This window comes from Williamsia sp., from assembly GCF_016462415.1.
In the GTDB taxonomy this organism is placed as follows: Bacteria; Actinomycetota; Actinomycetes; order Mycobacteriales; family Mycobacteriaceae; genus Williamsia_A.
Window position 1 is genome coordinate 37,925 of the sequence record NZ_JAEMTF010000011.1, and the last position, 26,693, is coordinate 64,617.

A 26,693-nucleotide genomic window follows, 5' to 3' on the forward strand; every position below is an offset into this window, starting at 1 on the left:
GCGCTCCCTTTGAGTCGTCGAGATCGCATCCAGGTTACGGCCGCGTGACATTGCGCCGTACAACCGAACAAGTGCGCCCGGGGTGACGCACTCCGGGTCGCGACGCCGTTCCGACTCGGCTGATCGGCCCCTAGACTCGGCCCAGATCGCGGACACCACAGAGGATCTGACGGCGACACGCGACGATGTCGCGACGAATCGATCGAGGGGACAGACATGACACCGGGCGATCAGCCGGCAATCGAGACCCACGCACTGACCAAGACCTTCGGGTCGATGCGGGCGGTCGACGGGGTCGATCTCGTCGTGCCGCAGGGAACTGTGTACGCGGTGCTCGGCCCCAACGGGGCGGGCAAGACCACCACGGTGCGCATGCTCGCGACGCTGTTGCGTCCCGACGGGGGCAGTGCACGCGTCTTCGGTCGCGACGTGGTCACCGAGGCCACCGAGGTGCGATCGATGATCGGCGTCACCGGGCAGTACGCCTCGGTCGACGAAGACCTCACCGCGACCGAGAACCTGATGGTGTTCAGCCGGTTGCTGGGTCGCTCCCGCCGTCACTCGCGTGCTCGCGCGCACGACCTGCTGGAACAGTTCGGCCTACAGGAGGCCGCCTCGAAGACGTTGAAGAACTTCTCCGGCGGTATGCGACGACGTCTGGACCTCGCCGCCAGCCTGATCTCGCGTCCACCGCTGCTGTTCCTGGACGAACCGACCACCGGGCTCGACCCGCGGACACGAGCCCAGATGTGGGACACGGTGCGCCAACTCGTCGCCGAGGGGTCGACGATCCTGCTGACCACCCAGTACCTGGAGGAGGCCGACCAACTCGCCGACCGCATCGCGGTCATCGATCGCGGGAAGGTGGTGGCCGAGGGGACGGCCGACGGTCTCAAGTCGTCGGTCGGCAGTTCGGCACTGGTGCTCACGCCGACCGACCCGACAGCCGTCACGCTCGCGTTCTCCGTCGCCGAGCGGCACGTCGGGCCCGGTGCGGTGACCACCGCCGGTGACGGCACGGTGACCGTGGCCCTGTCCGACCTGGCGGTGGTGGGCAGGGTTCTGGTCGCACTGGGCTCGGTGGGCATCGAGCTGGCCGAGGTGGACGTGGTCAAGCCCAGTCTCGACGATGTCTTCTTCTCGATCACCGGAGTCGGGGAGGACGCAGCATGACCGCGATCTCGACGGTGGCGAACATCGACACGCGCACGCCCACCGCCCGTCAGGTGACCCCGCTCGAGGCCATCACCCAGTCGGCCACGATGGCCGGTCGGGGACTGCTCAAGATCAAGCACAACCCGCAGCATCTGTTCGACGTCATCGTCCTGCCGATCGTGTTCACCGTGATGTTCTCCAGCATCTTCGGCGGGGCGATCGCCGGTGACGTCACCGGCTATCTCCCGATCCTGATCCCGGGGGTTCTCGTGCAGGTCGCGCTCGCGGCCTCGGTCACGACCGGCGTGCAGCTACGTGAGGACATGAACAAGGGTGTCTTCGACCGCTTCCGCTCGTTGCCCATCGCGCGTATCGCGCCACTCGCCGGTTCGCTGCTCGCCGACGTCCTGCGCTACGTGGTCGGCACCACGATCACCGTCATCGTCGGCGTCATCATGGGGTACCGACCGGCCAGCGTCGTCGGCGTCGTACTCGCGTGTGTGCTGGTCGTCGTGGTGGCATTCGCGCTCAGCTGGATCTTCGCGCTGATGGGTGTGGTCATGGAGAAGGCGTCCACGGTGCAGGGGGTGTCGATGCTGGTGCTGATGCCGTTGACGTTCATGTCCAACGCCCTGGTCCCGGTGGCCACGATGCCGGGGTGGATGCAGGCGTTCGCCGGGGTGAACCCGGTCTCGCACCTGGTCTCCGCGGTGCGGGAGATGGCCGACGGACGCTACGGGATGCAGATCGTGTGGTCGTTGCTCGGTGCGGCCGTCGTACTGATCGTGGTGGCCCCGTTGACGCTTCGGGTCTACATGCGCCGCGCCTGAGGCGGCGGTGTCGCTCAGGGCATGATGCGGTCGGTGGTCCGCCGCAGCAGGTGACGCGGTGCGAACGTCTGCGTCTCGGCGTCGTAGCTGCGGATGAGGATCAGCCGGGCGGAGTGCATCAGCGTCACCCACGGGACGTAGAGGGTGATCGAACCGAGCGCGAGTGCATACCGTTTGTGCAGCAGGAAGGTTCGGGGCAGGAAGCTCATGTAGCGGACGAACGAGCCGACGCTGCTCTCCATCCGACGCGGCGACACACCGACCCCGAGATGGGGCAGGAAGGCGTTGCGACCACCGATCTCGCCGACGCACAACCCCGTGTCGACGTCCTCGAAGATGTCGCGGCGCATGCTCACCGAGTCGCGGATGGCCAACCATGTGTCGCGTCGGAGCACCATGTTCGACCCGTACAACACGAAGACCGGCTTCACCTCGACCTGCTTGTCGTGTCTGCGTGCGGCGAAGGGCAGGAACGCGATCCGCTCCTTGAGCCGCGACATCGCGTCGCCGTAGGGGAGCCCGTAGGCCTCGCCGCGGCCACACAGAGCGGCCCAGTGGCAGTCGGTGTCGGCGTCGAGGAACTCGACGATGTCGGCGGCCCATCGCGGCCCGACCATGGTGTCGGAATCGATGCGGGCGATGGCCGTACCGGTCGCCGCGTCGAGACCTGCGTTGCGCGCGAACACCAGTCCCTGTTGCTTCTCGGAGATCAACCGGATCACCGGGTACCGGTCGACGTACGTGGCGACGATGTCGACGGTCTTGTCACCGGAGTTGTTGTCCACCACGACGATCTCGTGGATGTGATCGAGCTGGGGCAGGAGGCGATCGAGACAATCGGCGATCACGTCTTCCTCGTCATACGTGGGGATCACCACGGACAGTTGCGTCGTCGACATGTCTTCCTACCCCCGGCTCAGGCGTCGTGCGCGTGCGGCGAGAAGGTTCGCCGTGCACACGACACGTCATGACCCTAAGGGATCCCGGGCGCCGTGGCCCGGTGACGACCGGCGATCGTGGTGGCCATCACCCTCCGGTCGGCAGGGCGGTCTCGATGATCTGCACGGCCGCCTCGACGGCCCGGGTCGGCTCGATGAGCCGACGGCTCAACGACTCTGCCGCGGCCCGCGACGCCGGTGCCAGGGCGGCGACGAGTGACTCGCGCAAGGATGCCGCGGTCAGTGCGGCGAGCGGACCGCTGACCCCGGCACCCGCACGCGCCACCCGCTGTCCCCACATGGGCTGATCGGCGCCCAGCCAGCACACGACGGCGGGCACCCCGGCGCGCAGACCGGCCGCGGTGGACCCGGCACCCCCGTGATGGACCGTGACCGCGCAGCGGGGCAGGACGGCGTCGTGGTCGACCGCGCCGACCACGTGGATCCGGTCGTCGGAGACATCAGCCATGAAGTCGCTCCAGCCGGTCGCCACGAGCACACGATGTCCCTGCGTTCCGCGCACGATGGCGTCGGCGAGCCGTGCGGGATCGTCGACGGTCATGCTGCCGAACCCGACATAGACCGGCGGGTCGCCGGCATCGAGCCAGGTCAGGAGTTCGGTGGACGGCGCATCCGTCCCGACCAGGGCCCGCGTCGGCGCGGTGAGGTTGAGGAATCCAATCAGCGGGCGACCCGCGCCCCACTCGTCGGACAGCCCGGGGAACAGGCCCGGGTCGTAGGCCTGGATCTCGGGGACGCCCTGGTCGGCGATCCGACGCGCCGTGGACCTGCGCGTGGCCGGTAGATCGAGATCGGAACGCAGACGGTTCTCCCCGGCTCGGCTGGTCTGCCACAGGATCTGCTCGAGCAGTCGCCACGATGCACGGGACACCGTCGGGGGCGGGTGCAGACCCCACTGTGCGAGCGGTGAGGCCACCCCGTTGGTCCGCATGGGGCAGTAGTGGACCGGCAGGTAGGGCACACCGAGCGCCTCGGCCACGGTGAGCGAACGTTCCTGGCCGACGCTGCCCCCGATGATCGCGTCGGCGCCGACGCTGATCTCGGCGAGATCGGCCTGCGCCGCGCGACTGCCGAGGTGGGTCACCTCGGCCACGGCCCGCATGCGTACGACGGGATTGCGCGACTTGAGGTCTCGGGTGACGAGCTCGGAACCCAACAGTGCCCTGGTGTCGGTTCCGCACGGTACGGCGTGTAGACCGGCGGCGCGGGCGAAGTCAACCAGATTGGGTGGCACCGCCATTCGCACGGTGTGACCCCGAGCACCCAATGCGACCGCGAGCGCGACACCGGGCTGGACGTCGCCGCGGCTGCCGTTGAACGACAGGACCAGTTCCATGGACAACACCGTAATGCGCCCGGCCCTATGCTCGAGACCATGCGGCGCCTCGAATCCCAGGACATGACTTACTGGTTCGTCAACCGTGCCTTCGACTGGTCGGTGGTGTTGCAGCTGGTGTGGACGTTCGACGAGGCGCTCGATGTCGCGGCTCTGGCGCAGATGAACGCCGAACTCGCCGCCGGTTCACTCAACCGCCGGGTGGTGCTGCCGTCGGTGCCGATCGCCCGTCCACGGTGGTCGCACTCACCCGAGACGCCCGATGTGCTCGTCGACACGCGGCCGATCGCGCCCGACGAGATCGAGGCCTGGGCGGACGGAGAACTCGAGACCGTGCCGCTCGATCCGGTGGCAGGCTCCGCGTGGCGACTGCGCGGGGCCCCGACCGTCGACGGCGGGTTCGTCGTGTCGTTGACCGCCCTGCACCTGGTCGCCGACGGACGCGGGATGGTCGCCGCAGCGGCTTCGGCCGTGGCATCGGACGGTCCGGGCGACCCCATCCCGGTCGCCACGGGGCGGGCCCCCGTCGCCGACCTGGGCGACGTCCTCACGGTTCTGTCGCAGGCGGGTGCCGGAGTCGCCAGGGCGCTCGCCGGTGCCATCACCTCGACGACCGGCGACGACACCCCGGCGCCCCCGGCCCGCGCCGTGCGAGCGCCCATGCACGAACGGTCCCCCCTCGCCCGCACCCGGTGGGCCATCGTGTCGGTGTCGGCGAAGGCCTGGGAGCAGGCGGCCCGGCGCCACCACGGAACGTCGAACATCTTGTTCGTCGCGGTCATCGCGGGTGCGCTGCGGGTCGCCGGGCACATCCCGGCGGACGAGCCCGTCAAGGTCGGCATACCGGTGAGCAGGCGTGTCGACGGCGACGACAGCGCGAACGCCACGGCCGGCGTCTCGGTGATGGTGCTCGACGAGGCCGCGGCGGGAGGAGACCTGACCGCGCTGCGGAGACTGTGCAAGCGCGCCTACGAACGGCTGGCCGCGGGACGCCGCCCCGCGATGATGCACCTACGGCCCCTGATGAACGTGCTCCCGGTGTCGGTGGTGGCGACGGTGGCGACCGCAGGCAACGGGATGCCCGACGTGATGACCTCCAATCTGGGTGTCTTCGGACCGGAGGTGGCCACGATCGGGGGTCAGACCGCCTCGGCGGTGGCGTTTCGGGGCGACGCCCAGGGGGTCGACCCCGATCAGCACCACCGGTTCGGCGACGGTCTGCAGTCGTGGTCGGTGCAGGTGGGCGACACGCTCACGTTCTCGGTCGCCGCGTTCGACGAGTCCGCCTTCCCCGACGCCCCGGCGTTGCGGGCGGGGATCGCCGCCGAGCTCGACGCGTGGGGTGTCGTTCATCGCATCTGGTGATCTGGCGCTGCGGTGATACGCCAGGGCAACTATTGTCGACGACGTGTATCGCGTAACGGGCAACGACGAGTCATATCTGTTGGCACAGAAGCTCTTCGGGATGTCCGCGCCGATCCAGTACTGTTGGATCCTGCCCGAGGACCCCGGTGAGACGGCCCTGTTCGACCTGAACGACCAACTGGCACAGGGCATCCTCGCACGCCGGGTGGCCGACCCGCGGGTGCCGTTCGCGCGAGCCCGATGGGTGCGGTGTGACACCGCACCGCGGCCGCGACTCGAGACCGCCCCGGTGGACGACTCGTCCACCTCGGACTGGTTCGACGACCGTGTCCGCTCAACCCGACTCGATCCGGTGTCGGGATACGGCTGGCAGCTCGATGCCGCACCCACCTCGGCCGGTCGGTACGCGGTCTCGCTCCTGGTCTCGCACATGACCTCGGATGGTCAGGGTATCTACCGGGCGCTTGCCGCGGCCCACGCACACAGCTCGCGCAATCCGTTGCCGCCCGCGTCGGCCGCGACCGGGATGACCGGTCTCCGTGCCGATCTGACGGATGCCGGCGGTCAGATCGCTGCTGCGGCGCGGTCGCTGCGTGTCCTTGCGGGGGCCGCTCTCGCCGCGCGTCGCGGTGCGGGCGCCCCGTCGTCGGCGGCACCCGAGCAGGTCGAGGGTCCGCCGGCGGTCGCATCGCGGGTTCCGGCCGACGACCCGGCCCCGGAACCGACGCTGGCGATCTACGATCTCGACCGCGGGGAGTGGGCCGCGCGGGCCGCCGAGTTCGGCGGGACGACGAACAGTCTGTTCACCGGTGTCATCGGAGGACTCGTGCAGCGGGCCGGGGTCCGGTCCGCCGACGGGGTCATGCGGGTGTGCATCGCGGTGAGCAAACGCGAGGGGGACGACGACGATCGTGCGAATGCCTCCGGGGGAGTGTGGATCCGGGTCCCGGGTGCCATCGGGCCGGATGTGGGACTCGGCGGGATCCGCGCCCTGAGCAAGCAGGCCTTCGTCGACTACGCGACCTCCGGCGACCGGCAGGTCGCCGACAACGTGCAGCCGATCGTGCGGCTGCTGCCGTCTGTGATCATCGGCCGTCTGATGGCGAAGCTCGCCGGGCCGGACACGACGGTGTCCAACCTGGGGGAGGCGCCGGCGACCGCTCTCGAGATCGGCGGCGTCACCGCGGAATCGTTCGTGATCCGTGCCCTCATGCAGGGACAGCCGGCGCAGGTCCGCAGGGAGAAGGGCCCCGCCCTGGCCGCGTGGGCGGTCGAGTACGCCGACAAGGTGAGTGTGGCCTTCTTCGGCATCGATCCCGACCACTTCGGTGACCCCGACGCCCTGCACCGCGACATCAGAGCCGAACTCGACCGCTGGGGGTTGTCGCACTCGGCCTGGTGAGGCCGGCTACGGGCGCGGTCGGCCGGTACTCAGACGGGGGCGGTCAGCAGCGACGCGTGACCGTGCCGCAGCTGGTCTGACGCAATCCGGATGAGGTCGTCGACCAGGGTGTGCACCACCGTCGAGGCGGTCTCGGTGTCGGGGAAGCGGGTGCGCAGGTGCACGCCGTTCTCGTCCCTCCAGAACCACAGCTGCACCGTGTCGGCGCGGCCGTCGCTCGACACGTGGTGCACGTTCATCGTCGGCAGCCCGTCGAATCGCCGGTAGTCCAGGTAGGACACCATGAACACGTCGTGTCGGGTCTTGCGCAACCGGTGACCGAATGTGCCGTAGACCGTGGTCAGGTCCACCTCGGCGAGCGGCAGGGCTGCCGCCAGGGCGTCGGTGGCCGATCGCATCGATGACACCAGGTCGTTCGAGGCGTCGAGGACGAGCGGCGCATTCGCGACGAACCAGCCGACCGAGCGCGACCAGGTGTCGGTGCGCCGGGTGTGGACCGGCAGGATCAGGGGCAACTTCTCCGGGCCGCCGAGATCGCGGGTGGCCATCGCCAGGCAGGCCAGCAGCGCGGGGTAGAAGCGGATCCCGCGGTCGGCGGCGGACGCCGAGAAGGTCGCGGCGTCCTGCGCCGACAGGACGGTCTCGACGTGGATGCGGGCGGGGGCGAACTCGCCCTCGGCGACCCCGAGGTCGATCGGGAACTCCGGGACGTGCCAGTCGGTGGCGGTCAGGAAGTCGTTCCAGCCGACGATCCGGGCGTCGGTGTCGGACAACTCCCCGCCCGCCTCGGCGGCCTGGTGCTCGAGGTAACTGCCTGCCGGTCGCAGGGTCTCGCCGCGGTAGGCGTCGGTGATGTCCTCGGCGATCACGGCGAGCGAGTGCGCATCGACGTAGCAGTGGTCGAACGCGCAGATGATCGTCGTGGTGTCGGCGTGTTCGAGCGCTGCGAGAACGTGCGACGCCGGCGACAGCGCGGTGCACCCGTCGACGATGGTCGTCCCGATGAGGTCCTTGCAGGTAGAGGCATCGACGTCGGAGATGGTCTCCGCGACCGACACCGCCAGGTCGCCGGGTGCGTGCAGCAGCCGGCGCACCGTACCGTCGCCGTCGGTGACGAAGTGGGCGCGCAGCACCTCGTGGTGGTCGAGAACTGCTTCGAAGGCGCGCTGCATCGCCACGAGATCGATTGTGGGCGAATCGATGTCGAACGTGACGGCCAGCCATCCCGATGCGCCGTCGGCGACGGCGTCGAGGTGGAACCGCTCGTTCTCCGACGGGCCGGTGGTGTGGGGGGCCGCGACACCCGCGGCGGTCGTCGTCCACCGGTGCAGACGGCCGCCCGGCACGTCGAGGTTGGCGAAGGTCGTCAGTCTCATCGGTCACCCCCTGAGGTCGGGACGAGGTCGGCGCGTGCGGCGTGCTCGGCCAGAATGGCGCCGACCCGGTCGTGGAGCTCGGTCACCGAGGCGCGTGCGGCGACGGTGTCGGGCAGGTGTGACAACAGTCGGAGGCCATCGTCGTTGCGGTTGATCCAGAGGTTGGCGTTGCGGGTGCGACCCACGCCCGGGATGACCTGACCGCCCGCGATCTCCGGCGAGGTCTCGTCGGCGAGTCGTCGGAAGTCGAGGTAGGACACCATCTGTGGGCTCCCGTCGTCCGGGACGAAATCGCCCTGCGCGGCCAGCAGTCCGAGAACCGCATGCACCGGGACGGCTTTGAGGTCACGGGTGCGGCGCAGTGCGTCGGACGCGATCAGCACGAGGTCGTCGAAGTCGTCGCCGGCATCGGCCCGGAAGGCCACCGGCGCGAAGGTGCACAGCCATCCCTGCGTCCCGGGCAGTTCCGGATCGCGGGTCGAGAGGACCGTCGAGGTGAAGTAGGCGGGGTCACCGGTGATCTCGTACTCCGCCCTGGCCAGAGCGGCGAAGAGCGCGCCGAGCAACGAGCCTCCGAGTGCCCGCGCACGTCGCTCGCACGCGGCGGTCGCCTCGGCGGAGGCGAGAGGGCGGTCGATCGCGATCGCGTCTAGGGTGTCCGGTCCTGTTAGCCCCAGGTCGAGTTTGGAACGTGGAACGGTCCGACCGTGATCGGCGAGAATCGATCGCCACGTCTCCACGCGCGGGTCGTCGGGCGAGACCAGAGCAGCCCTGCGGTATTCGTCGGCGATGTAGTCGAGGTGACTGCCGGCGGCGAGAACGTCTGCCGCGGTGCCGGATCGGTGGGCCCGATACCGCGCGAAGAGCTCGCCGAGAGCCCCGATGGAAGCGGTCCCGTCGGTGTGCGAGTGATCGGACACGACGTAGAAGCCGAACGACTCGCCCGCGTCGATCGCACCGAAGGCGACCCCGGGCAGCCGGTCGTGGACCGCCTCGGAATCGATGCGGGTGTGCAGGCGGTCGATCAGTGTGGCGTGGTCGCCGGACGGGCCCGTGGCAACGGTGTCGAACTCGATTCCGTCGGGGGCGGCAACCCGTCGCACGATGGCGTCGGACGACACCTCGAAGAAGCTGCGGACCTCGTCATGGGCGCGGACGAAATCGGTGATCGCCACCCGCATCGCCTCGCGGTCCAACGGCTCGTCGATGTCGGTGGCCATCATCACCACGGCTCGATGCGGCGCACCGGTGGCGCGCTTGGCCGTTGCCGCGACGAGGTGGTCACGCTGGAGAAAGGACGGACCCACCGGATGCACAGGAGCACCCTCGGTGACGGCGGAACCGTCCCGGAGTCGCCATTCGACGAGTTCTCCTGCCGCGGGATACCACTCCCGCAGCGTGCCCGCGATCACGACGTGCGGCCGCCCGGTTGCGCTCCAGGGGCGGACATCGCGGTCTCGACGTCGAACGCGGTGTCGCCGGCTTCGACGATCTCGAGGAGCACATCGTTGAAGGTGCGCAGGAACCGGTGCACGTCGTCGGCGCCGGGGTGGTGGCTCGGGAAACGGGCCGAGAGGTTGGTCCCGGTCGGGATCCGGTTGATCCAGAAGTAGACCTCGTCCGACGACGCGGACGCGCTGCGCAGCACGCGGGCGTCGTGGGTGTCCCACTGATCGGCGCCCTCGGCGCCGCGGAGGTCGATGTAGGAGACGACGAACTGCGGCGGGGTGCGGTGCCCGATCAGGTCGGCGATCGGGTGGAACGGGACGGTGCCCAGATCCTTGTACTCGCGTGCGCACTCGGCGACCGGCCCGATGGCCTCGGAGAAGGTGCGTGCGCCGCCCGGCCGCAGATGCACGGGGATCAGCCCGACGAACCATCCGGCGGCCTCGCCCCACTGCAGCTCGGTGCGGGTGTGGACGGGGCTGATGAAACGCAGGTCCCCGGTACCCGAGAGTCGGTGCGTGGTGATCGAGAGGGCGGTGTAGATCCCCGCGGCCATGTTCGCGCCCGCCGCCTTCGAGGCACGGTGGAACCGTTCGGTCTGCTCGGCGTCGAGCAGCCAGGTCGACAGGCTGCCCTGGAAGCGGGAGTGGGTGGTCTCGACGCGCGAGAGCGGACCGACCTGGGATTCCGACGCGGGCAGCGCGCGCGGGAACGCGGGCATCGGGTCCGGCTGGGTCACCGCAGTGGCATCGGAGTGTGCCTGCAGGAAGTTGGCCCACCGGGTCACCTCGACGGTGTCGGCGGCCAGACGGGCGCCGTGGGCTCGCTCGGCGTGGCTGAAGTCGAGGTAGCTGCCGAAGGTGGCGAGGGAGTCGTCGTGTCCCAGCAGGGCCGACTCGTAGAGCCGCGTGAGCTCCTTGATCGCGAACACCTGCGTGTAGGCGTCCATCACGGTGTGATCGGCGCCGAAGACCAGCAGGAACGACCCCGGGGTGTCTTCGGGCTCGACCGTCGTGACCAGGCAGTGTGGCCACGCCAACGGACTGATACGGGTGTTGAACAGCTCATTGATGCGTTCGTAGACCGCGCTGCTGGTCGAGGGCTCCTCGTCCCGCGCGATCGCGATGCTCACCTTGTCGGCCGCGATGATGCGGCGTCCGAACTCGTCCTCGACGTGATCGGCGGCCACATCGGGGTGACGGGTCACCGTCGAGCGGAAGGCCTCGTGCCTGGCGAACCACCGCTGCAGGGTCGCCGCCATGGCATCGGCGCAGAGCGGGTGATCGATCGTGAACGCGGTGCCGATCCACTGGCTGTACCACTCGTCGCCGACCGCGTGGGCGCGACGAGCGTGCTCGAGGTGGACGTAGGACAGGCGTCGTTCGTCGTCGGCCCAATCGTGGTCATCGGCGGTCGGTGTCCACTCGGTGACCGTTCCGGCCGGAAGCGGATAGTCGGCGAGCTCGGTGTACTCCATGAGGAGATCTCCTTACTGTCCTGGCACATATGTGACCTGGCGCATTGACGGTCCCCCAGAGCCCCCGCTCCGTAGCCCTGTCGAAGGGCTCCACTCCACACCAGACACTAATGCGATCGCCGCTGATTTTTTCGTGTCGAGTGAGTATTTAGCCTGTGAAAGTCTCAGTGCGCAAGTGCCTGTGACCGTTCGGCGCCGAATGTTGTCAACTATTACGTATCCGTCAACAGATCTTTGTTTATTGTTATCCGGTTACGCCCAAACCGCGCGAAAGCGTCGGCCAGCTGCGATGCAATTGATCGTTCCAGTAGGGCCACGAATGTGATCCCCGCGCCTCGAAGTCGAAGGTCGCCGGAATCCGCTTGGCGGCGAGCGTGTCGGCGAGTCTGTGGGTGCAGAAGTTCGCACCCGCCTCGATGGCGCCGCCCACGATCAACCGGTCGGCGGGGTTGGTGTTGCCGGGGTAGTTGGGTGCGTCGTAGGGGCCGGGCAGGCCACTGCCGACCGACACGTAGACCGCGGAGCCGCGGAGTCCGTCGGCGTGCAGGAGCACGTCGTGGGCGGCCCAGGCCGGGTTGTTCGGTGCGCCCCACATGTTGGTCGCGTCGCCGCCGAATGCGGCGACGATGGCGCGCGGGATGCCCTGCGAGACGATGTCGGCGGTCGAATAGCACCCGCTGTAGGAGCCGACCGCCTGGAAGAACCCGGGCTTGCGGGCGGCCAGGGTGAGAGCGGAACCCGCACCCATCGAGAGGCCGGCGACACCGTGAATCCCGTTACCCGAGAACTGCTTGTCGAGCAGCGGTGGCAGCTCGCGGGTCAGGAAGGTCTCCCAGCGGTAGCGTCCGAGCTTCGGATCGTCCCGCTGCCAGTCGGTGTAGAAGCTGCCGTTGCCCGCCAGCGGGAGGGCCACCGTGACGTTCTTGTCGCGGAAGAACGTCGCCGCGTCGGACTTGCGCAGCCACATGCTGTTGGTGGGGTCCTCCTCGCCGAGCCCGCTCAGCATCGTCAGCACCGGCCGCGGTCCCGACTGCGTGCGCGGGACGAGAACCTGCACCTTGATCGTCTTCGCCATCGACGCCGAGTACACGTACACGCCGAACTGGGTCGGGCCCTCGGACACGACGCGTTCGATGGAGGAGACCGATGGCGCGGCCGCCGCGGTTGCCGACAAGGATGTGGCGATACACAATGAAGTCAGCGCCGCGATGAGAAATGTCACAGATCTCCGTGAACGCAACGGCCGAGTGGGGCGCATCATCGGAGATGTCCTCGTTACGCGGCTGATTTCTGAGTGCATCAATTGTCCTTACGTGAGTTGAGGCACAGTCTTTCATAAACGATGCGAACGCACGATCCGAGGTGAGCGGAGACGTCAGGTCACGCGGTTCGCTCGAGTATTTCCGCGACCGAGGTGATGGCGCGGAAAGGCTCGATCATTTGCTGTGCAAATGTACGACTTCTGAGCGCGGTATCGGGGTCGAGAATTCTGCGGATGAGATCCGGCAGCGCGGTCCCGTCGACCTGTGAGACGCCGCATGTGGCCCCCAGTCCGGTCTCGCTGATCGCGCGTCCCCACAACGGCTGATCGGCGCTGAACGCCGCGATCAGGCTCGGTACCCCGGCCCGCGCGCAGGCCCCGGTGGTCCCGGCACCCCCGTGGTGGACGGCAGCGACGCAGCGGGGCAGTACGAGCCGGTGGTCCACAGCTCCGACCACCATCACCTCGGGGTTCGCGAGACGCCCGGCGATCGCGTCGGAGTTGGGTCCGGCGCACACCAGGACGCGGTGTCCCTGTGCGCGGATCGTCTCGGCGATGTGGGTGAACGTGGTCGCGGCGTCGGCGAGCGGCATGCTGCCGAACCCGACGTACACCGGCGGCGAGCCCGCGTCGAGCCACGTCGAGACCTCGTCGGACGGGTGATCGCCCTCGGATGCGGGCAACGTCACGAAGCCGGTGAGCGGCCGCTGTGGCCCCCACTCGGCGGCGAGCGTCGGGAACAGTCCGGGGTCGTAGGCCTGGATCTCCGCGGTGCCGGCGCTGCGGAGTCGTCCGCCGAGGGGCCCGGAGGCGGCGGCCATGCCCAGACGCTGTCGCAGCGCGACGTCGCCGCGCCGCGCCGAGCCCAACCAGAAGGCGTGGTCGACCAGCCGCCACACCGCCTTGCTGAGCGGTGGCACCGCCCGCAGGGCGGCCAGCGGACCGAGCGGCACCGGGACACTTCGGCTCGGCCGGACGGGGCAGTAGTGCAGGGGCACGAACGCCGCGTCGCGGAACTCGGCCACCGTCGCGCCACGCTCCTGGCCCATCAGGCCGGTGACGACGAGGTCGGCGCCGTCGGCCATCTCGAGCAGCCGCTCGTCCATCGTGGCCGCGCCGAACTCGGTCACCTCGCGGATGGCCCGCGCGCGCGTACGGGGGTTCGACGACTTCAGGTCACGCTTGATCAGCGGGGACCTCAGCAGGTCGTCGGTGTCCGGGGCGAACATCTGCGCATCGACTCCGTGTCCCCGGGCGAAGTCGACGAGGTTCTCCGGGACACCGACGACCACGTCGTGTCCCCGGTCGGCCATCTCCAGCGCGACGGCGATGCCCGGCTGCACGTCGCCCCGGCTGCCGTTGAGGGCCAGTGCGAGCCTCATCCGTTCACCACTCCCGTGGCGTCAGGGACCAGCGGGCCAGTTCGGCGTGCAGGATCGACGACAACGACGTGCGGCCCAGGGCGTCGGGGTCGAGGCCGATCACCGACACGGTCGTCATCTGACCGGTGTCGTTGACCCACGCGGCGAGTCCGCCACGCAGTTCGCGCAGGCGGGCGGTGCTGATCGCCTGAGTCGTCGACCGCGTGACGATCCCGCCGACCCGGGTGGGGTCTCCGAGCCCGGCCAGGTGGTCGTCGAGGGTGCCGAGGTTCGAGGCCAGTGCCAGCGGGGTGGTGGCCCCCTTGCTCAGTGCGGCCACGGCGCGGTCCCCGAGCGCCTGCATCATCGGCTGGAGCCGCACGAACGTGCCCGGCCGGGCGGTACGCTGGGCGTACACGTCCTTCGACAGCGCCCGGATGGTCGCCAGGTCCTGCTCACGGGCGGCCGATGCGGGTACGTCGAGCGAGAGCCCCAACGTGGCGTTCGCCCGGTCGTCGGGGACGCCACCGCGCAACGACATCGGGATCGAGATCCGCACGATGTCGTCGTCGCCGGCGCGGCCGCCCGCGACGAGCATGCCGACCACGACGGCGATGAAGAGGGTGTTCGACGAGCCGCCCGCGGCGGCGGCAGCGGCCGCCCATTGTTCGGTCGGGATGCTCACGATGGCGACCGGGGCCAACCCGAGGTCGTCGTCGGGTGCGGCTTCGGGATCCCGGGGGACGACCCGGCTGCTCCGTGCCGACAGGGGGGCCTTCTCGTCGCCGTCGCCGTCGGTCGATGTCCTGGCGCGCGCGGAGATCGCCCCACGGGCCAGGGCGACGAGGTTGCGGGTGATGGCGCCGGCCTGTGTCGCGGCGTCGGCGGCCTGGTCGATCAGCCCCGGCGACCGCGCCGCGAACGTCGAGGAGGTCGTGGTGTCGAGGGCGGCCCGGACGGCGTCGAGTACCGCCGAGCCGTCGCCGGCCGCGTGGGCGACGCACAGCGAGACGACCGCGCCTCCGGAGACCAGCGGCGCCGAGCGCAGTTCCCACACCGGGCCCTCGGTCAGATCGAGTGGACGGGACGCGGCCGCGTCGATCCACGCGACGATCGCATCATCGGCCACGGCCTCGGGGTCGGCGACCAGTCGGCCCGACGCGGGGCCGGCACCGACCCAGTGATCTCGCACCAGGGGCAGGCCGGTCCGGCGCAGCAGCCGCCCGAGACGCCCTGCCGCCAGCCGACCGAAGAGCGCTTCGAGCTCGCGTTCACCCGGTGCCGACGTCAGCCGCCAGACCATCTGGTTGACGACGGGCACACCCAGGGCGCGGTCCATCCTGATGAAAAGGTCGTCGTCGGCGGTGGTGCGCAGCACGGGTGGTGTGCGGTCGGGCACGTCGTTCCTCCTGCGTCGAGCCGTGGGTGAGCGCGCTCGTCAGAGCTTGCGCAGATAGATGCGCACGGTGAGCGGCGTCGCGATCGCCATGATCAGCAACGAACCGACCACCGAGTAGACGAGATGGTGGTCGACCTGTCCCTCGTTGGAGAGCAGGCGTACCGCGGAGATCAGCTGGGACAGCGGATTGACCTCGGCGATGGGCCGCAACCACCCCGGTAACGTGCTGGTGGGCACGAACGCATTCGAGGTGAAACCCAGGATGGTCAGCAGCAGTGCCGAGAACCCCTGCACGGCCGAAGCTTTCGTCAGGACGACTCCCATGAGCGCGAACACCCAACTCAACGCGAACGCGGAGAACACGACGAGGGCCGCCGACGCGAGCACGCCGAGCGGGCTCGCCGGGCGGTATCCCATCGCCACGCCGGCGGCGACGGTGATGACGACCGCGATCAGGTACCGCAGGTTCGCGGCGACGAGTCCGCCCGCCAACGGTGCGATACGTGAGATCGGCATCGACACGAAGCGGTCGAGCATGCCCTTGTCGATGTCCTCCCGCAGTTGGATGCCGACGACGACGGTCGAGGTTATCGCCACGTTGACCAGCACGCCGGGGATCAGGGTGGGCAGGTACGTCGTCACGTCCCCGGCGATGACACCGCCGAAGATGCTGCCGAACAACACGGTGTAGATGATCGGCACGATGATGACGTCGACCAGCAGCTGCGGGGAGTGCTTGAACTTGAGCAATCCCCGTCGCGCCAACGTGGCGGTGTCGCGGATCGCCTTGCCCGCACTGATGTTCTCGGTGACCGTCGCCGTGGGGATCGCCGCGAAGACGTTCTCGGTCGAGGTCATTTCTTGCTCCGGTCTTCGGTGAGGGCGAGGAAGACCTCGTCGAGCGAGGGCGAGTGGACGCCGAACTCTCCCACGGTGATCCGTCGGGAGGACAGGGCCGCGATGACCTGTGCCGCACGGGCGGAGTCGGGGACCGGCGCGGTCAGCTCGCCGGTACGGCGGTCGATGTCCACCGAGTGGCCGAGGAGCTCCTCGATCGTCGCGGCCGCGGCCTGGGTGCTGCCGGGATCGGCAAGACGGATGGACAGGGAGAAGCTGCCGACGGACCTCTTGAGAGTCTCGGGGGTACCGCGACCGACCACGCGCCCGTGGTCGATGACGACGAGGTGGTCGGCGAGGGCGTCTGCCTCGTCGAGGTACTGGGTGGTCAGGACGACGGTGGTCCCGGCCGCGACGACATCGCGCACGATCTCCCACAGCTGCGTACGCGTGCGGGGATCGAGTCCGGTCGTCGGTTCGTCGAGGAACAACAGGGCCGGACGATGGATCATGCTCGCCGCGAGATCGAGGCGTCGGCGCATGCCGCCGGAGAAACCCTGGACCGGACGGTTCGCCGCGTCGGCCAGTCCGAACTGGTCGACCAGTTCTCGGGCCCGTCGGCGCGCCTGCGACCCCTTGAGACCGAGCAGTCGGCCGTAGATGTCGAGGTTCTCCAGAGCCGTCAGGTCGTTGTCCACCGACGCATACTGTCCGGTGAGCGAGATCAGGGAGCGGACCGCGGTGGAATCCTTGGCCACGTCGCGACCCAGGATCCGCACCGATCCGGCGTCGGGTCGAAGCAGGGTCGCGAGCATCCGCACGATCGTCGTCTTGCCGGCGCCGTTGGGACCCAGCAGGCCCAGAACCGTGCCCTCGGGGACGACGAATTCGACGTCGTCGACCACCTTCTGGTCGCCGTAGGTCTTGCTCAGGCCCGACACCTCGACGGCCAGAGGGCCGACAGGTCGGGGCCGGTTCGGCGGTGGCTGCCGCGGTGGTGCCTGCCGTGGCGGCGGTGGTGGCTGTCGCCGTGGTGGCGGTGGTGCCTGCCGCGGAGGCGCAACCGAGCGCGCGGACGTCTCCTGACCGGCGAACACGAAACCGTCCGGGTCGCCCGCCGTGTCGTCGTCGCGCCGTGAATGTCGTCCGAGACGCTCTTCGGTCATGATCCGCTTTCCCCCGCGATGGTCGGCATCGGGCCGAAGTGTGCGCTCGCCGCTGATCTCACCGACACAGGCTAGCGGCCCACGCCCGGGCGCACCGTGCGCCACATCACCGACGAGGTCGGGTCACACTCGATGGACCCAGAGCTCGGACAGATGTACGCCGAGTTCGGCGAGCAACCGCCGAACAAGCGGGAGCCCGATACCGATGACGGCCGAGGGGTCGCCGTCGATGCCCTCGATCAGCCACCCGCCGAGGCCGTCGAGGGTGAATGCTCCTGCGACCTCGAGCGGTTCACCCGAGCTGATGTAGGCGTCGATCGTGGCCTCGTCGACGTCGGCGAACCGCACCACCGTCGATGACACCGCGTGCGCCGCCACATCGGGTGATCCCGGGGTGACCCTGATGACGCAGTGTCCGGTGAGCAGGTGCGCCGTTCGCCCGCGTACCGACATCCAGTGCGCGCGGGCCACGTCGGCGGTGTGCGGCTTGCCGGTCAGGCGACCGTCCACGAGAAGCATCGAATCGCACCCGATGACGACGACATCATCGGTGATCTCCGCGTCGTCTGGGAACGTCTCGCGGACCGCCCGCGCCTTGGCCGAGGCCAGGGCGGAGACGACCTCGTCGGGTCGCGCATCGACATGCAGCGCTGCGGCGACTGCGTCCTCGTCGACGTCGGACACCCGCACGAGAGGTGCGATCCCGGCCGCCCGCAACACCTTCAGTCGGGCCGGCGACGCCGATCCGAGAACGACCTGGATCGGCGTCGACGACTCAGTAACCGAACCTCAGGTTGACGAAGTTCAGGGGTGCGAGCGGCTCCGCGGGACGGAGTCGGTCGGTAGGGGTGCCCCACAGGTCGCGGGGGCCGGACGGGGCCGCCTCGCCCGAGCCGGTCGCGGCGGCCAACACGGCCACGATGCTCGCGACGTCCTCGTCGGAGGGATTGCCCTTCACGATCCGGAACACCGGCGCGGCCTGCGCCGTCGCGTCAGCGTCATGCGGGGTGCTCTGGTCGTCCGCGGCGCTCACAGCGGGATGTTCCCGTGCTTCTTGGGCGGGACGGTGACCATCTTGCGCTCGAGCAGCTTGAGCGCGGTCGCGATCTGTCCGCGGGTGTGTGAGGGCGGGATGACCGCGTCGACGTAGCCGCGCTCGGCGGCGACGTACGGGTTGACCAACGTGTCCTCGTACTCCTGCTGCAGCTCGAGGCGCAGGGCGTCGACGTCCTCGCCGTTGGCGGCGGCTTCCTTGAGCTTGCCGCGATAGACGAAGCCGACGGCACCGGATGCGCCCATCACGGCGATCTGGGCGGTGGGCCACGCCAGGTTGACGTCGGCGCCCATGTGCTTGGACCCCATGACGTCGTACGCGCCGCCGTACGCCTTACGGGTGATGACGGTGATCTTGCCGACGGTGGCCTCGCCGTAGGCGTACAGGAGCTTGGCGCCGCGTCGGATGATGCCGTTGTATTCCTGCTCGGTGCCGGGCAGGAAGCCGGGTACGTCGACCAGGGTGATGATCGGGATGTTGAAGCAGTCGCAGGTGCGGACGAACCGAGCGGCCTTCTCCGAGGCGTTGATGTCCAGACATCCGGCGAACTGCGTGGGCTGGTTGGCCACGATGCCGACGCTGCGACCGTCGACGCGACCGAATCCGACGATGACGTTGCCGGCGTAGCCGGACTGCACCTCGAGGAACTCGTCGTCGTCGAGGATCCGCGCGATGACCTCGTGCATGTCGTAGGGCTGGTTCGGCGAATCCGGGATGAGGGTGTCGAGCTCGAGGTCCTCGTCGGTCAGGGTGTCCTCGATCGAGCCGGCGGCGGGAACGGCGACCGGGAGTCGGGGTGCCTCGGCGCGGTTGTTGCTGGGCAGGTATCCGAGGAGGTCCTTGACGTAGTCGAGGGCGTCCTCCTCGTCGGTGGCGACGTAGTGCGCGGTGCCGGACTTCGACATGTGCGTCTGTGCGCCGCCGAGATCCTCCATCGTGACGTCCTCGCCGGTGACCGTCTTGATCACGTCGGGACCGGTGATGAACATCTGACTGGTCTTGTCGACCATCACGACGAAGTCGGTGAGGGCGGGGGAGTAGACGTGTCCACCGGCCGCGGCACCGAGGATGAGCGAGATCTGCGGGATGACGCCCGAGGCGCGGACGTTGCGGTGGAAGATCTCGCCGTACAGCCCGAGCGAGACGACGCCCTCCTGGATGCGGGCGCCCGCGCCGTCGTTGATGCCGATCAGCGGGCGACCGGTCTTGATCGCCAGATCCATCACCTTGACGATCTTCTCGCCGTAGACCTCGCCGAGGCTGCCGCCGAAGACCGTGGAGTCCTGGCTGAAGACGCAGACCTCCCGGCCGTCGACGGTGCCGTATCCGGTGACCACACCGTCACCGACCGGTCGGCGCTCGGCCAACCCGAAGTTGGTGCTGCGGTGGCGGGCGAGTGCGTCGAGTTCGACGAACGATCCCTCGTCGAGCAGGTGCGTGATCCGCTCGCGCGCGGTCAGCTTGCCCTTCGCGTGGGTCTTCTCGACGGCGCCCTCGCCGACGGGGTGCTCTGCCTCGGCCAGGCGACCACGCAGGTCAGCGAGCTTTCCGGCGGTGGTGTGGATGTCGGGCGCGCTGTCTGCGTCGCGCGAGGCTGTTGTCATGGCATCGATGCTAACGAGCGTGCGCTCGGTCACGTGTACCGGCCCAACCTGAGTGTTGTCTCATGTTTGCCGATCCGGGGCCGAGGGGGCCGTCGCGGACGGCCCTACGCTGACCGCATGACGTCGCATCCCGACCCCCGCGCCCTCGACCCGCAACTGATCGGCCAGGCCGCGGGCCCGTTCTGGCGCTCGGTCGAGGTGGTGGCGCAGACGGGGTCCACCAATGCCGATCTGGTGGCTCGATGTGCGGATCGCGACGCGGTGGGGCACGTGTTGATCGCCGATCACCAGGTGGCGGGGAGGGGACGTCATGGACGCGTCTGGTCGTCCCCGCCGGGAGCGCAGCTGGCGATGTCGGCGGCGGTGGGTTCCGGCGGCGTGGCGGCGGCCGGAGTCCTCGGATGGCTCCCGCTGCTGACCGGTGTGGCCGCGGTGCGTGCGATCCGCACGGTCACCGGGGTGGACGCGGTGCTGAAGTGGCCGAACGACGTCCTCGTCGACGGGGCGAAGGTGGCGGGCATCCTCGCCGAACTGGCCCACGGCACACATCCGGCGGTGGTCATCGGGCTCGGCATCAACACCGGCCTGCAGGTGGCCGAGCTGCCGGTACCCACGGCCACGTCGCTGAACCTGCACACCGACCGCCCGGTGGACCGATCCGCGCTCGCCGGTGCGGTCCTCGCCGAACTCGCCGAGGGTGTGCGGTCGTGGCCGCAGGACATCGACGCCCTGACCGCGTCCTACCGCGAGGTGTGCTCCACCATCGGTGCCCGCGTCCGGATGGAGCTACCGGGGGATCGGTCGATCGTCGGGACCGCGCGCGACGTCGACGAATTCGGTCGAATCGTCGTGCTGGCCGACGGGGCGGATTCCCCCACGGCGCTCGCCGCCGGTGACGTCACGCATCTGCGCGCGATTCCGGCCGGCTGACACCCGCGCGCCTAGAACTCCAGGCTCTTCGCGCCCATGGCCCGGATGAGGAAGAAGATCGGTAGCCCGATGACCAGGTGCATCACGGCCGTCCCGATGGCCGAGGTCCACTCCTGGGACAACAGCAACGGCAACAGCACGGCGGCGGCGATCAACAACCCCACGATCCCGGCGAAGAAGCTGTCCGGCGACGGTGTCGTCATGTGCAGGACGTACCAGAGGGCACCGGCCAGGATGGCGCACAGGACACCGACGACGGCGAACCAGTACTCGTCCTGGGCGACGGGGTTCCACACCCCGAACTTGCCGGTCTCGGTGATCCGTTGGCTGATGACCCGGATGATCCAGGCGGCCAGCCAGGCCGCGAGGGCGGTCACGACCGCGGTGGCCAACACACCGCCCGCGAACAGGCCGGCGTTGACACGGGGCCCGCGACGCGGCGCCTTGGGCGCGCGCGTGCGGGAGCGGTCGGCGGCCGGCGGCTGATAGGGCTCGGCGGTCCGGCGACGGTCGTCGTAGTAGTTGTCGGCCGCATAGTGGTCGCCGGCGTAGGGGTCTTGGCCGTACTGGTCCTTGCCGTACTGGTCCTGTCCGTACTGGTCTTGGTAGGGCTGCTGTTCGTACGCTCGTGTGCGCGGGTCTCGAGGATCGTTCGGGTACATCGGCACCTCCCTTTGACGCAAAGTGTAGCGAGTCACACCCGGACGTCCCGACCTCTCGACTAACTTCTACGCATGGGGTATCCGGAGAACATCCTCGCCGACGGCGAACACGTGGTGCTGCACCGTCACCCGCACTGGAAGTGTCTGGTCCTCCCCACGATCGTGTTCCTGCTGGTCACGGCCGCCGCCGGTGTCGCGGGCGGGTACACCACCTCGTCCTCGCTGAGCGGCACCGGTGAGCTCGTGGTGTGGGTCGTCATCGCCGCGGTGTGGCTGGCTCTGGTCGTCTGGTTCTTCCTGCGTCCGCTGATCTCCTGGCGCACAACGCACTTCGTGCTCACCGACCGTCGGGTGACGTTCCGCAACGGCATCCTCACCCGCTCGGGCATCGACATCCCGCTGCAGCGCATCAACTCGGTCGAGTTCCGCCACGGACTCGTCGACCGCATGCTCCGCACCGGGACGCTCATCATCGAGTCCGCGTCGGACGACCCGCTGTCCTTCGACGACATCCCGCAGGTCGAGAAGGTGCACTCGTTGCTATACCACGAGGTCTTCGACAGAGGCGACGGTAACGTGAACACGTGACGGACGTACTGCTGGCCGAAGACGACGAGGCGATCGCCGGACCCCTGGCCCGGGCGCTCACCCGTGAGGGCTACGGCTGCGAGATCGTGACGACCGGGCCCGACGCACTCGAGCGGTCCAAGGACACCCGGTTCGAGTTGCTCGTCCTCGACCTCGGTCTGCCCGAGATGGACGGCCTCGAGGTCTGCCGTCGGGTACGTGCCGCCCGCCCCCAACTCGCGGTGCTGATGCTCACCGCCCGCACCGACGAGGTCGACTTCGTGGTCGGTCTCGACGCGGGCGCCGACGACTACGTCGGCAAGCCGTTCCGACTCGCCGAGTTGCTGGCCCGTGTCCGTGCTCTGTTGCGGCGCAAGCAGGGCGTCGACCTCGTCCTCGAGGCCGGCGACATCCACCTCGACGCGCGGGGACGCAGGGTGCTCGTCGGCGGCAAGGACGCGACCCTGGCCAACCGTGAGTTCGACCTGCTGCGTTTCCTGATGGAACGCGGCGGTGAGGTGGTCAGCCGCGAGGAGATCCTCACCGAGGTGTGGGGATCGGCCGATCTGCGGTCGTCGAAGACCCTGGACATGCACGTGTCGTGGTTGCGCCGCAAGATCGGTGACGACCAGTCGGGCCGCAAGAAGCGCATCGTCACCGTCCGCGGTGTCGGCTTCCGATTCGATCCGGACTAGAGCGGCCGTGCGCAGGCGAATCCTGCTGTCGATGATCGCGATGGTGGTCGGGATCGGCCTGCTCCTGGGCCTGCCGCTGATGTTCACCGCCTGGTGGTGGGTCGACGACCTGGCCCACCAGGACCTCGATCAACGACTCAAGCGGGTCTCGAGCGAGCTCATCGATCAGGAGGTCGCGGGCCGGGAGGGCCCGGCCTCGATCGACAGTGCCCCGTTCCGCCTGCTGCTGCCTGCGAACGGGCGGCTCGAACTGCAGTACCCGGCGGCGCCGGGGGAGACCGACCGGACCGAGGTCGGTGCGGCCATCGGCGATTCCACGGTGAGCGAGTCGGTGAGCCTGGGCGATGCCGGCGCCATCACGATGGAGATTCCGCTGTCCCAGGTGCGCAGCAACCAGTGGACCGCAGTCGGTGTCGTCGCTCTGGTGCTGACGATGTCGGTGGCCGCGGGTACCGCTGTCGCCGCCTTCACCGCCAAACGTCTCGCCGATCCGCTCGAGGAACTGGCCGAGCGCGCGTCGAGCATGGCCCAGGGCGACTTCCACTCGGCGTGGAAGACCCACGGCATCATCGAGCTCGACCGTGTCTCCAGCGCGCTGGAGGTCGCGAACCGGGAGATCGCGCTGCGACTCGAACGGGAGGGCGAGATCGTCGGCGAGGTGTCGCATCAGCTGCGAAGCAGGCTCACCGCCATCCAGCTCCGACTCGACGAGCTGTCCCTGCACGACGACGCCGACGTGGTCACCGAGGCCGAGGCCGCCCACGAGCAGGTCGAACGCCTCAACCGCGAACTCGACGAACTGATCGCGGTGTCCCGCGACTCCGCCGTGGTGCCCAAGGGGCCCATCCCGGTGCAGTCGGCCATCGATCCGCTCGTCCGCGACTTCTCCGATTCCTTCGCCCAGGAGGGCCGGGCGCTGTCGGTCACCTACACCGGTGACACCACGGCGTGGTCCACACCGAGTCGTCTGCGTGAGGCGGTCAGCGTGCTCATCGACAATGCGCTGCGCCACGGTGACGGCGACACCCTCGTCGATGTCGCCGAGCTGTCCGGGGCAGGGATGCTTCGGGTGTCGGTGTCCGACGAGGGGCCCGGTGTCCCCGACGAACTCGTCCCGCACATCTTCCGTCGCGGCTATTCCGCCGGGGGATCGAGCGGGGTGGGATTGTCGCTGGCGCGGGCTCTCATCGAGGCCGACGGCGGCCGACTCGACCTGGCCGCACGACGTCCGGCCACCTTCACCATCGTGGTGCCGACCGGGGAGTCGGGTCCGTTGTCCGGGCCGCGCGAGCGTCCCGTCGGGGCCGTACGCGAGCCCCGCTGAGGTCTACGAGACGGAGTCGGACTGCGAGGCGGGTTTGTTGTCCGACAGGGTGACCTGGCCGGTGGCCAACGCCTCGATCTCCTGGTCCTCGTGGCCCTGCGTCTCCGGGAACGCGAACTTGCGCAGCGCCCAGAACCGGAACGCGAGCTGCAGTACGTTGCCGATGACGTAACCGAGCACGAAGTCGATGATCACCAACTGGGCCACGCTGGCGTGGTTGCGCACGTCGAACAGGTTGTTGGCGATGAACAGCGGCGCCGCCTGCAGGATGACACCCATCCCGCTGATGACGAAGAACAGCAGGACCTCGTGGTGCGTCTGCCGCCCACCGCGGTTCTTGAACGCCCACTCACGGTTGAGGAAGTAGCTCAGGACGGTGGCGAGGGTGCTGGCGATGACCTTCGCGACGACCGGCTTCTGCTCGAGAACCGACAGGCTCAGGCTGTAGAAGATCGCCATGTCGAAGACCATCGTGGACCCACCGACGAGCGCGAACTTGATCAGTTCGTGATGACGGAGCGCCAGCCGCTGGATCGGCGCTGGGGTACGGGCCATCAACCCGTCGATGAACGACACAAGTCCAGAGTGTACGAAACGAACGCGTATTCACCCCCATCGAACGGCTGACCGGGCGCTTTGGGTGTGTTGTGCGGTGGTCATGACACCATTACCGCCGTGAGCAGTGAGACCCCTGAGACCCGGCGTCCGTCCCCGAGCAGCGGCGGTATGCCCGTCGTGGCGATGGTGGGCGGCGGACAGTTGGCGCGGATGACCCACCAGGCCGCGGTCGCGCTGGGCCAGCGCCTGCGCGTACTCGCCGCCTCCCACGACGAGCCGGCCGCACTGGTGACCCCCGACGTCGTCCTGGGCACCCACACCGAACTCGCCGACCTGCGTCGCCTGGCCGACGGCGCCACCGTGGTGACCTTCGACCACGAGGGCGTCCCCACCGAGCACCTCCACGAGCTGGTCGCGCAGGGGGTCACGGTGTCGCCACCGCCGCAGGCCCTGCTCTACGCGCAGGACAAGCTGGCCATGCGCCGCCGGCTGTCGGAGATGGGTCTACCCATCCCGGACTTCGCCGACCTGGCGCCCGCCGCCGATGCCGGGGTGGACGCGCGCACGCTTCTCGACGACTTCTGGACTCGTCACGACGGTCGGATCGTCCTCAAGGCCATCCGCGGCGGATACGACGGTCGCGGGGTCTGGATGCCCGACAGTCTCGACGAGGCCCGGCAGATCCTCCTCGACGCGCAGTCCTCCGACTCGGCGCTGATCGCCGAGCAGAAGGTGTCGATGCGTCGCGAGTTGTCGGCGATGGTGGCCCGCTCGGAGTTCGGGCAGGGTGCGGTGTGGCCGGTCGTCGAGACCGTGCAGCGCAACGGACAGTGCGCAGTGGTCATCGCCCCCGCCCCCGACCTGTCCGACGATCTCGCCGAAGCGGCGGAGCGGATCGCGCTGCGGCTCGCCGCCGACCTCGGCGTGGTCGGTGTGATGGCCGTCGAGCTGTTCGAGACCACCACGCCCGGGCCCGACGGCGGTCGCCTGCTGATCAACGAGCTCGCGATGCGTCCGCACAACAGTGGCCACTGGAGCATGGACGGTGCCGTTACCGGCCAGTTCGAACAGCACCTGCGGGCGGTCCTGGACTATCCGCTGGGCGACACCCGAAGTCGTGCGCCGGTGACCGTCATGGGCAACATCCTGGGTGCGGCGCAGGCGCCGACGATGTCGATGGACGAACGCCTGCACCACCTGATGGCGCGCATGCCCGACGCCAAGGTGCACCTCTACGCCAAGGGGGAGCGTCCGGACCGGAAGATCGGTCACGTCAACGTCGTCGGTGGCCCCGGCTCGATCTCCGACCCCGACTACGTGGCCGCCGTGCGTGAGCGCGCCGAGCGGGCCGCACACTGGATGTCGACCGCGGTATGGACCGATGGATGGGATGAACACAGCGATGGCTGAATCGACGGGACCCGCCCCCGCGGGCGATCCGATGGGCACCAGCCCGTCGGGACCACGGGTGGGTCTGATCATGGGCAGCGACTCCGACTGGCCCACGATGGAGGCCGCGGCGCAGGCCCTCGCCGAGTTCGAGGTGCCGTTCGAGGTCGGTGTGGTGTCCGCGCATCGCACCCCGCAACGCATGCTCGACTACGCCGCGGGTGCCGCCGATCGCGGTGTCTCGGTGATCATCGCCGGCGCCGGTGGTGCCGCCCACCTGCCGGGCATGGTGGCCTCGGCCACGCCGCTCCCGGTGATCGGTGTGCCGGTTCCGTTGAAGTACCTCGACGGGATGGACTCGCTGCTGTCGATCGTGCAGATGCCCGCGGGCGTCCCGGTCGCGACCGTCTCCATCGGCGGGGCCCGCAACGCCGGGCTGCTGGCGGTGCGGATCCTCGCGACCGGTGATCGTGTCCTGTTGGCACGGATGCAGGCGTTCCAACGCGAACTCGAGGCGATGGTGTTGGAGAAGGACGTCGC

Annotated in this window: 26 protein-coding genes; 11 read left to right on the top strand and 15 right to left on the bottom strand. The window is 69.1% G+C overall.

From position 1 onward, the window contains the following. Nucleotides 1–216 precede the first annotated feature (216 nt). Both JHC79_RS04760 and JHC79_RS04765 read left to right on the top strand, forming a co-directional pair. A complete protein-coding gene (locus tag JHC79_RS04760) occupies nt 217–1,173 on the top strand; it encodes an ATP-binding cassette domain-containing protein (protein WP_296388861.1) in 957 nt (318 codons plus the stop codon). Then, nucleotides 1,170–1,985, top strand: coding sequence for an ABC transporter permease (locus JHC79_RS04765; RefSeq protein WP_296388862.1), 816 nt, complete (start codon nt 1,170–1,172; stop codon nt 1,983–1,985). Before JHC79_RS04760 ends, JHC79_RS04765 begins: the two co-directional genes overlap by 4 nt. A 14-nt stretch (nt 1,986–1,999) precedes the next feature. On the opposite strand, the gene JHC79_RS04770 is transcribed toward JHC79_RS04765, so the two are convergent. After that, on the bottom strand, nt 2,000–2,884 hold the full coding sequence (locus tag JHC79_RS04770) for a glycosyltransferase family 2 protein (RefSeq protein ID WP_296388863.1): 885 nt from the start codon (nt 2,882–2,884) through the stop codon (nt 2,000–2,002). Nucleotides 2,885–3,011: 127 nt separating this feature from the next. After that, nucleotides 3,012–4,280 carry a glycosyltransferase gene (locus tag JHC79_RS04775; protein WP_296388864.1) on the bottom strand — a complete coding sequence of 423 codons (1,269 nt, stop codon included), beginning with the start codon at nt 4,278–4,280 and terminating at the stop codon, nt 3,012–3,014. A 63-nt stretch (nt 4,281–4,343) separates the two neighbouring features. On the opposite strand from JHC79_RS04775, the gene JHC79_RS04780 reads away from it, so the two are divergent. Together JHC79_RS04780 and JHC79_RS04785 are read left to right on the top strand one after the other, a co-directional pair. Beyond that, nucleotides 4,344–5,645 (top strand): hypothetical protein, encoded by a 1,302-nt coding sequence (locus JHC79_RS04780; protein ID WP_296388866.1) that lies wholly within the window; start codon nt 4,344–4,346, stop codon nt 5,643–5,645. A gap of 43 nt (nt 5,646–5,688) precedes the next feature. After that, nucleotides 5,689–7,047 carry a hypothetical protein gene (locus JHC79_RS04785; RefSeq protein ID WP_296388867.1) on the top strand — a complete coding sequence of 453 codons (1,359 nt, stop codon included), beginning with the start codon at nt 5,689–5,691 and terminating at the stop codon, nt 7,045–7,047. 29 nt (nt 7,048–7,076) lie between these two features. Here JHC79_RS04785 and JHC79_RS04790 read toward each other — a convergent pair whose 3' ends face one another. From JHC79_RS04790 to JHC79_RS04805, 4 genes are all read right to left on the bottom strand, one after another. Further along, nucleotides 7,077–8,423: a condensation domain-containing protein gene (locus JHC79_RS04790; RefSeq protein WP_296388870.1), complete on the bottom strand. Its 1,347-nt coding sequence runs from the start codon at nt 8,421–8,423 to the stop codon at nt 7,077–7,079. Then, nucleotides 8,420–9,835, bottom strand: coding sequence for an acyltransferase (locus tag JHC79_RS04795; protein ID WP_296388871.1), 1,416 nt, complete (start codon nt 9,833–9,835; stop codon nt 8,420–8,422). The genes JHC79_RS04790 and JHC79_RS04795 overlap by 4 nt, the downstream gene beginning before the upstream one ends. After that, entirely contained in the window at nt 9,832–11,346 is a 1,515-nt protein-coding gene (locus tag JHC79_RS04800) for a condensation domain-containing protein (RefSeq protein WP_296388873.1), read from the bottom strand. Before JHC79_RS04800 ends, JHC79_RS04795 begins: the two co-directional genes overlap by 4 nt. Before the next feature lie 244 nt (nt 11,347–11,590). Continuing rightward, nucleotides 11,591–12,568: an alpha/beta hydrolase family protein gene (locus JHC79_RS04805; protein WP_296388875.1), complete on the bottom strand. Its 978-nt coding sequence runs from the start codon at nt 12,566–12,568 to the stop codon at nt 11,591–11,593. On the opposite strand from JHC79_RS04805, the gene JHC79_RS04810 reads away from it, so the two are divergent. Beyond that, nucleotides 12,480–12,668 carry a hypothetical protein gene (locus JHC79_RS04810; protein WP_296388933.1) on the top strand — a complete coding sequence of 63 codons (189 nt, stop codon included), beginning with the start codon at nt 12,480–12,482 and terminating at the stop codon, nt 12,666–12,668. The genes JHC79_RS04805 and JHC79_RS04810 overlap by 89 nt on opposite strands. A gap of 58 nt (nt 12,669–12,726) precedes the next feature. On the opposite strand, the gene JHC79_RS04815 is transcribed toward JHC79_RS04810, so the two are convergent. The 7 genes from JHC79_RS04815 to JHC79_RS04845 form a co-directional block, all read right to left on the bottom strand. Continuing rightward, nucleotides 12,727–13,989 carry a glycosyltransferase gene (locus JHC79_RS04815; protein WP_296388877.1) on the bottom strand — a complete coding sequence of 421 codons (1,263 nt, stop codon included), beginning with the start codon at nt 13,987–13,989 and terminating at the stop codon, nt 12,727–12,729. A gap of 4 nt (nt 13,990–13,993) precedes the next feature. Then, nucleotides 13,994–15,367 carry a hypothetical protein gene (locus JHC79_RS04820; protein WP_296388879.1) on the bottom strand — a complete coding sequence of 458 codons (1,374 nt, stop codon included), beginning with the start codon at nt 15,365–15,367 and terminating at the stop codon, nt 13,994–13,996. A gap of 39 nt (nt 15,368–15,406) precedes the next feature. Next, nucleotides 15,407–16,225, bottom strand: a complete 819-nt coding sequence (locus JHC79_RS04825) for an ABC transporter permease (protein ID WP_296388881.1) — start codon at nt 16,223–16,225, stop codon at nt 15,407–15,409. Continuing rightward, nucleotides 16,222–17,145: an ATP-binding cassette domain-containing protein gene (locus JHC79_RS04830; protein WP_296388883.1), complete on the bottom strand. Its 924-nt coding sequence runs from the start codon at nt 17,143–17,145 to the stop codon at nt 16,222–16,224. The genes JHC79_RS04825 and JHC79_RS04830 overlap by 4 nt, the downstream gene beginning before the upstream one ends. Before the next feature lie 348 nt (nt 17,146–17,493). Beyond that, on the bottom strand, nt 17,494–18,132 hold the full coding sequence (locus JHC79_RS04835; RefSeq protein ID WP_296388931.1) for a nucleoside triphosphate pyrophosphatase: 639 nt from the start codon (nt 18,130–18,132) through the stop codon (nt 17,494–17,496). Nucleotides 18,133–18,145: 13 nt separating this feature from the next. Continuing rightward, the gene (locus tag JHC79_RS04840; protein WP_296388885.1) at nt 18,146–18,403 is read right to left on the bottom strand and encodes an acyl-CoA carboxylase subunit epsilon; all 258 of its coding nucleotides are present in this window, start codon (nt 18,401–18,403) and stop codon (nt 18,146–18,148) included. Continuing rightward, nucleotides 18,400–20,028, bottom strand: a complete 1,629-nt coding sequence (locus JHC79_RS04845; RefSeq protein ID WP_296388887.1) for an acyl-CoA carboxylase subunit beta — start codon at nt 20,026–20,028, stop codon at nt 18,400–18,402. The genes JHC79_RS04840 and JHC79_RS04845 overlap by 4 nt, the downstream gene beginning before the upstream one ends. Before the next feature lie 117 nt (nt 20,029–20,145). Here JHC79_RS04845 and JHC79_RS04850 point away from each other — a divergent pair, with 117 nt between their 5' ends. Continuing rightward, nucleotides 20,146–20,958, top strand: coding sequence for a biotin--[acetyl-CoA-carboxylase] ligase (locus JHC79_RS04850; protein WP_296388889.1), 813 nt, complete (start codon nt 20,146–20,148; stop codon nt 20,956–20,958). 11 nt (nt 20,959–20,969) lie between these two features. Here the strand turns inward: JHC79_RS04850 and JHC79_RS04855 are convergent, their stop codons facing one another. After that, a complete protein-coding gene (locus JHC79_RS04855) occupies nt 20,970–21,620 on the bottom strand; it encodes a DUF6069 family protein (protein ID WP_296388890.1) in 651 nt (216 codons plus the stop codon). A 72-nt stretch (nt 21,621–21,692) separates the two neighbouring features. On the opposite strand from JHC79_RS04855, the gene JHC79_RS04860 reads away from it, so the two are divergent. Genes JHC79_RS04860 through JHC79_RS04870 form a run of 3 tightly spaced genes read left to right on the top strand, consistent with a single transcriptional unit; the run spans nt 21,693 to nt 24,206 of the window. After that, on the top strand, nt 21,693–22,208 hold the full coding sequence (locus JHC79_RS04860) for a PH domain-containing protein (RefSeq protein WP_296388891.1): 516 nt from the start codon (nt 21,693–21,695) through the stop codon (nt 22,206–22,208). Continuing rightward, a complete protein-coding gene (locus tag JHC79_RS04865; RefSeq protein ID WP_188490679.1) occupies nt 22,205–22,882 on the top strand; it encodes a response regulator transcription factor in 678 nt (225 codons plus the stop codon). The genes JHC79_RS04860 and JHC79_RS04865 overlap by 4 nt, the downstream gene beginning before the upstream one ends. Nucleotides 22,883–22,889: 7 nt before the next feature. Then, nucleotides 22,890–24,206, top strand: coding sequence for a HAMP domain-containing sensor histidine kinase (locus tag JHC79_RS04870; protein WP_296388893.1), 1,317 nt, complete (start codon nt 22,890–22,892; stop codon nt 24,204–24,206). A 3-nt stretch (nt 24,207–24,209) separates the two neighbouring features. On the opposite strand, the gene JHC79_RS04875 is transcribed toward JHC79_RS04870, so the two are convergent. Further along, entirely contained in the window at nt 24,210–24,782 is a 573-nt protein-coding gene (locus tag JHC79_RS04875) for a GtrA family protein (protein WP_296388895.1), read from the bottom strand. Nucleotides 24,783–24,881: 99 nt separating this feature from the next. Between JHC79_RS04875 and JHC79_RS04880 the strand changes: the two genes are divergently transcribed. Together JHC79_RS04880 and purE are read left to right on the top strand one after the other, a co-directional pair. After that, entirely contained in the window at nt 24,882–26,174 is a 1,293-nt protein-coding gene (locus JHC79_RS04880; RefSeq protein ID WP_296388898.1) for a 5-(carboxyamino)imidazole ribonucleotide synthase, read from the top strand. Further along, nucleotides 26,167–26,693, top strand: a 527-nt coding sequence (purE, locus tag JHC79_RS04885) for a 5-(carboxyamino)imidazole ribonucleotide mutase (RefSeq protein WP_296388899.1), incomplete at its 3' end; no start/stop codon positions are given. The genes JHC79_RS04880 and purE, both read left to right, overlap by 8 nt.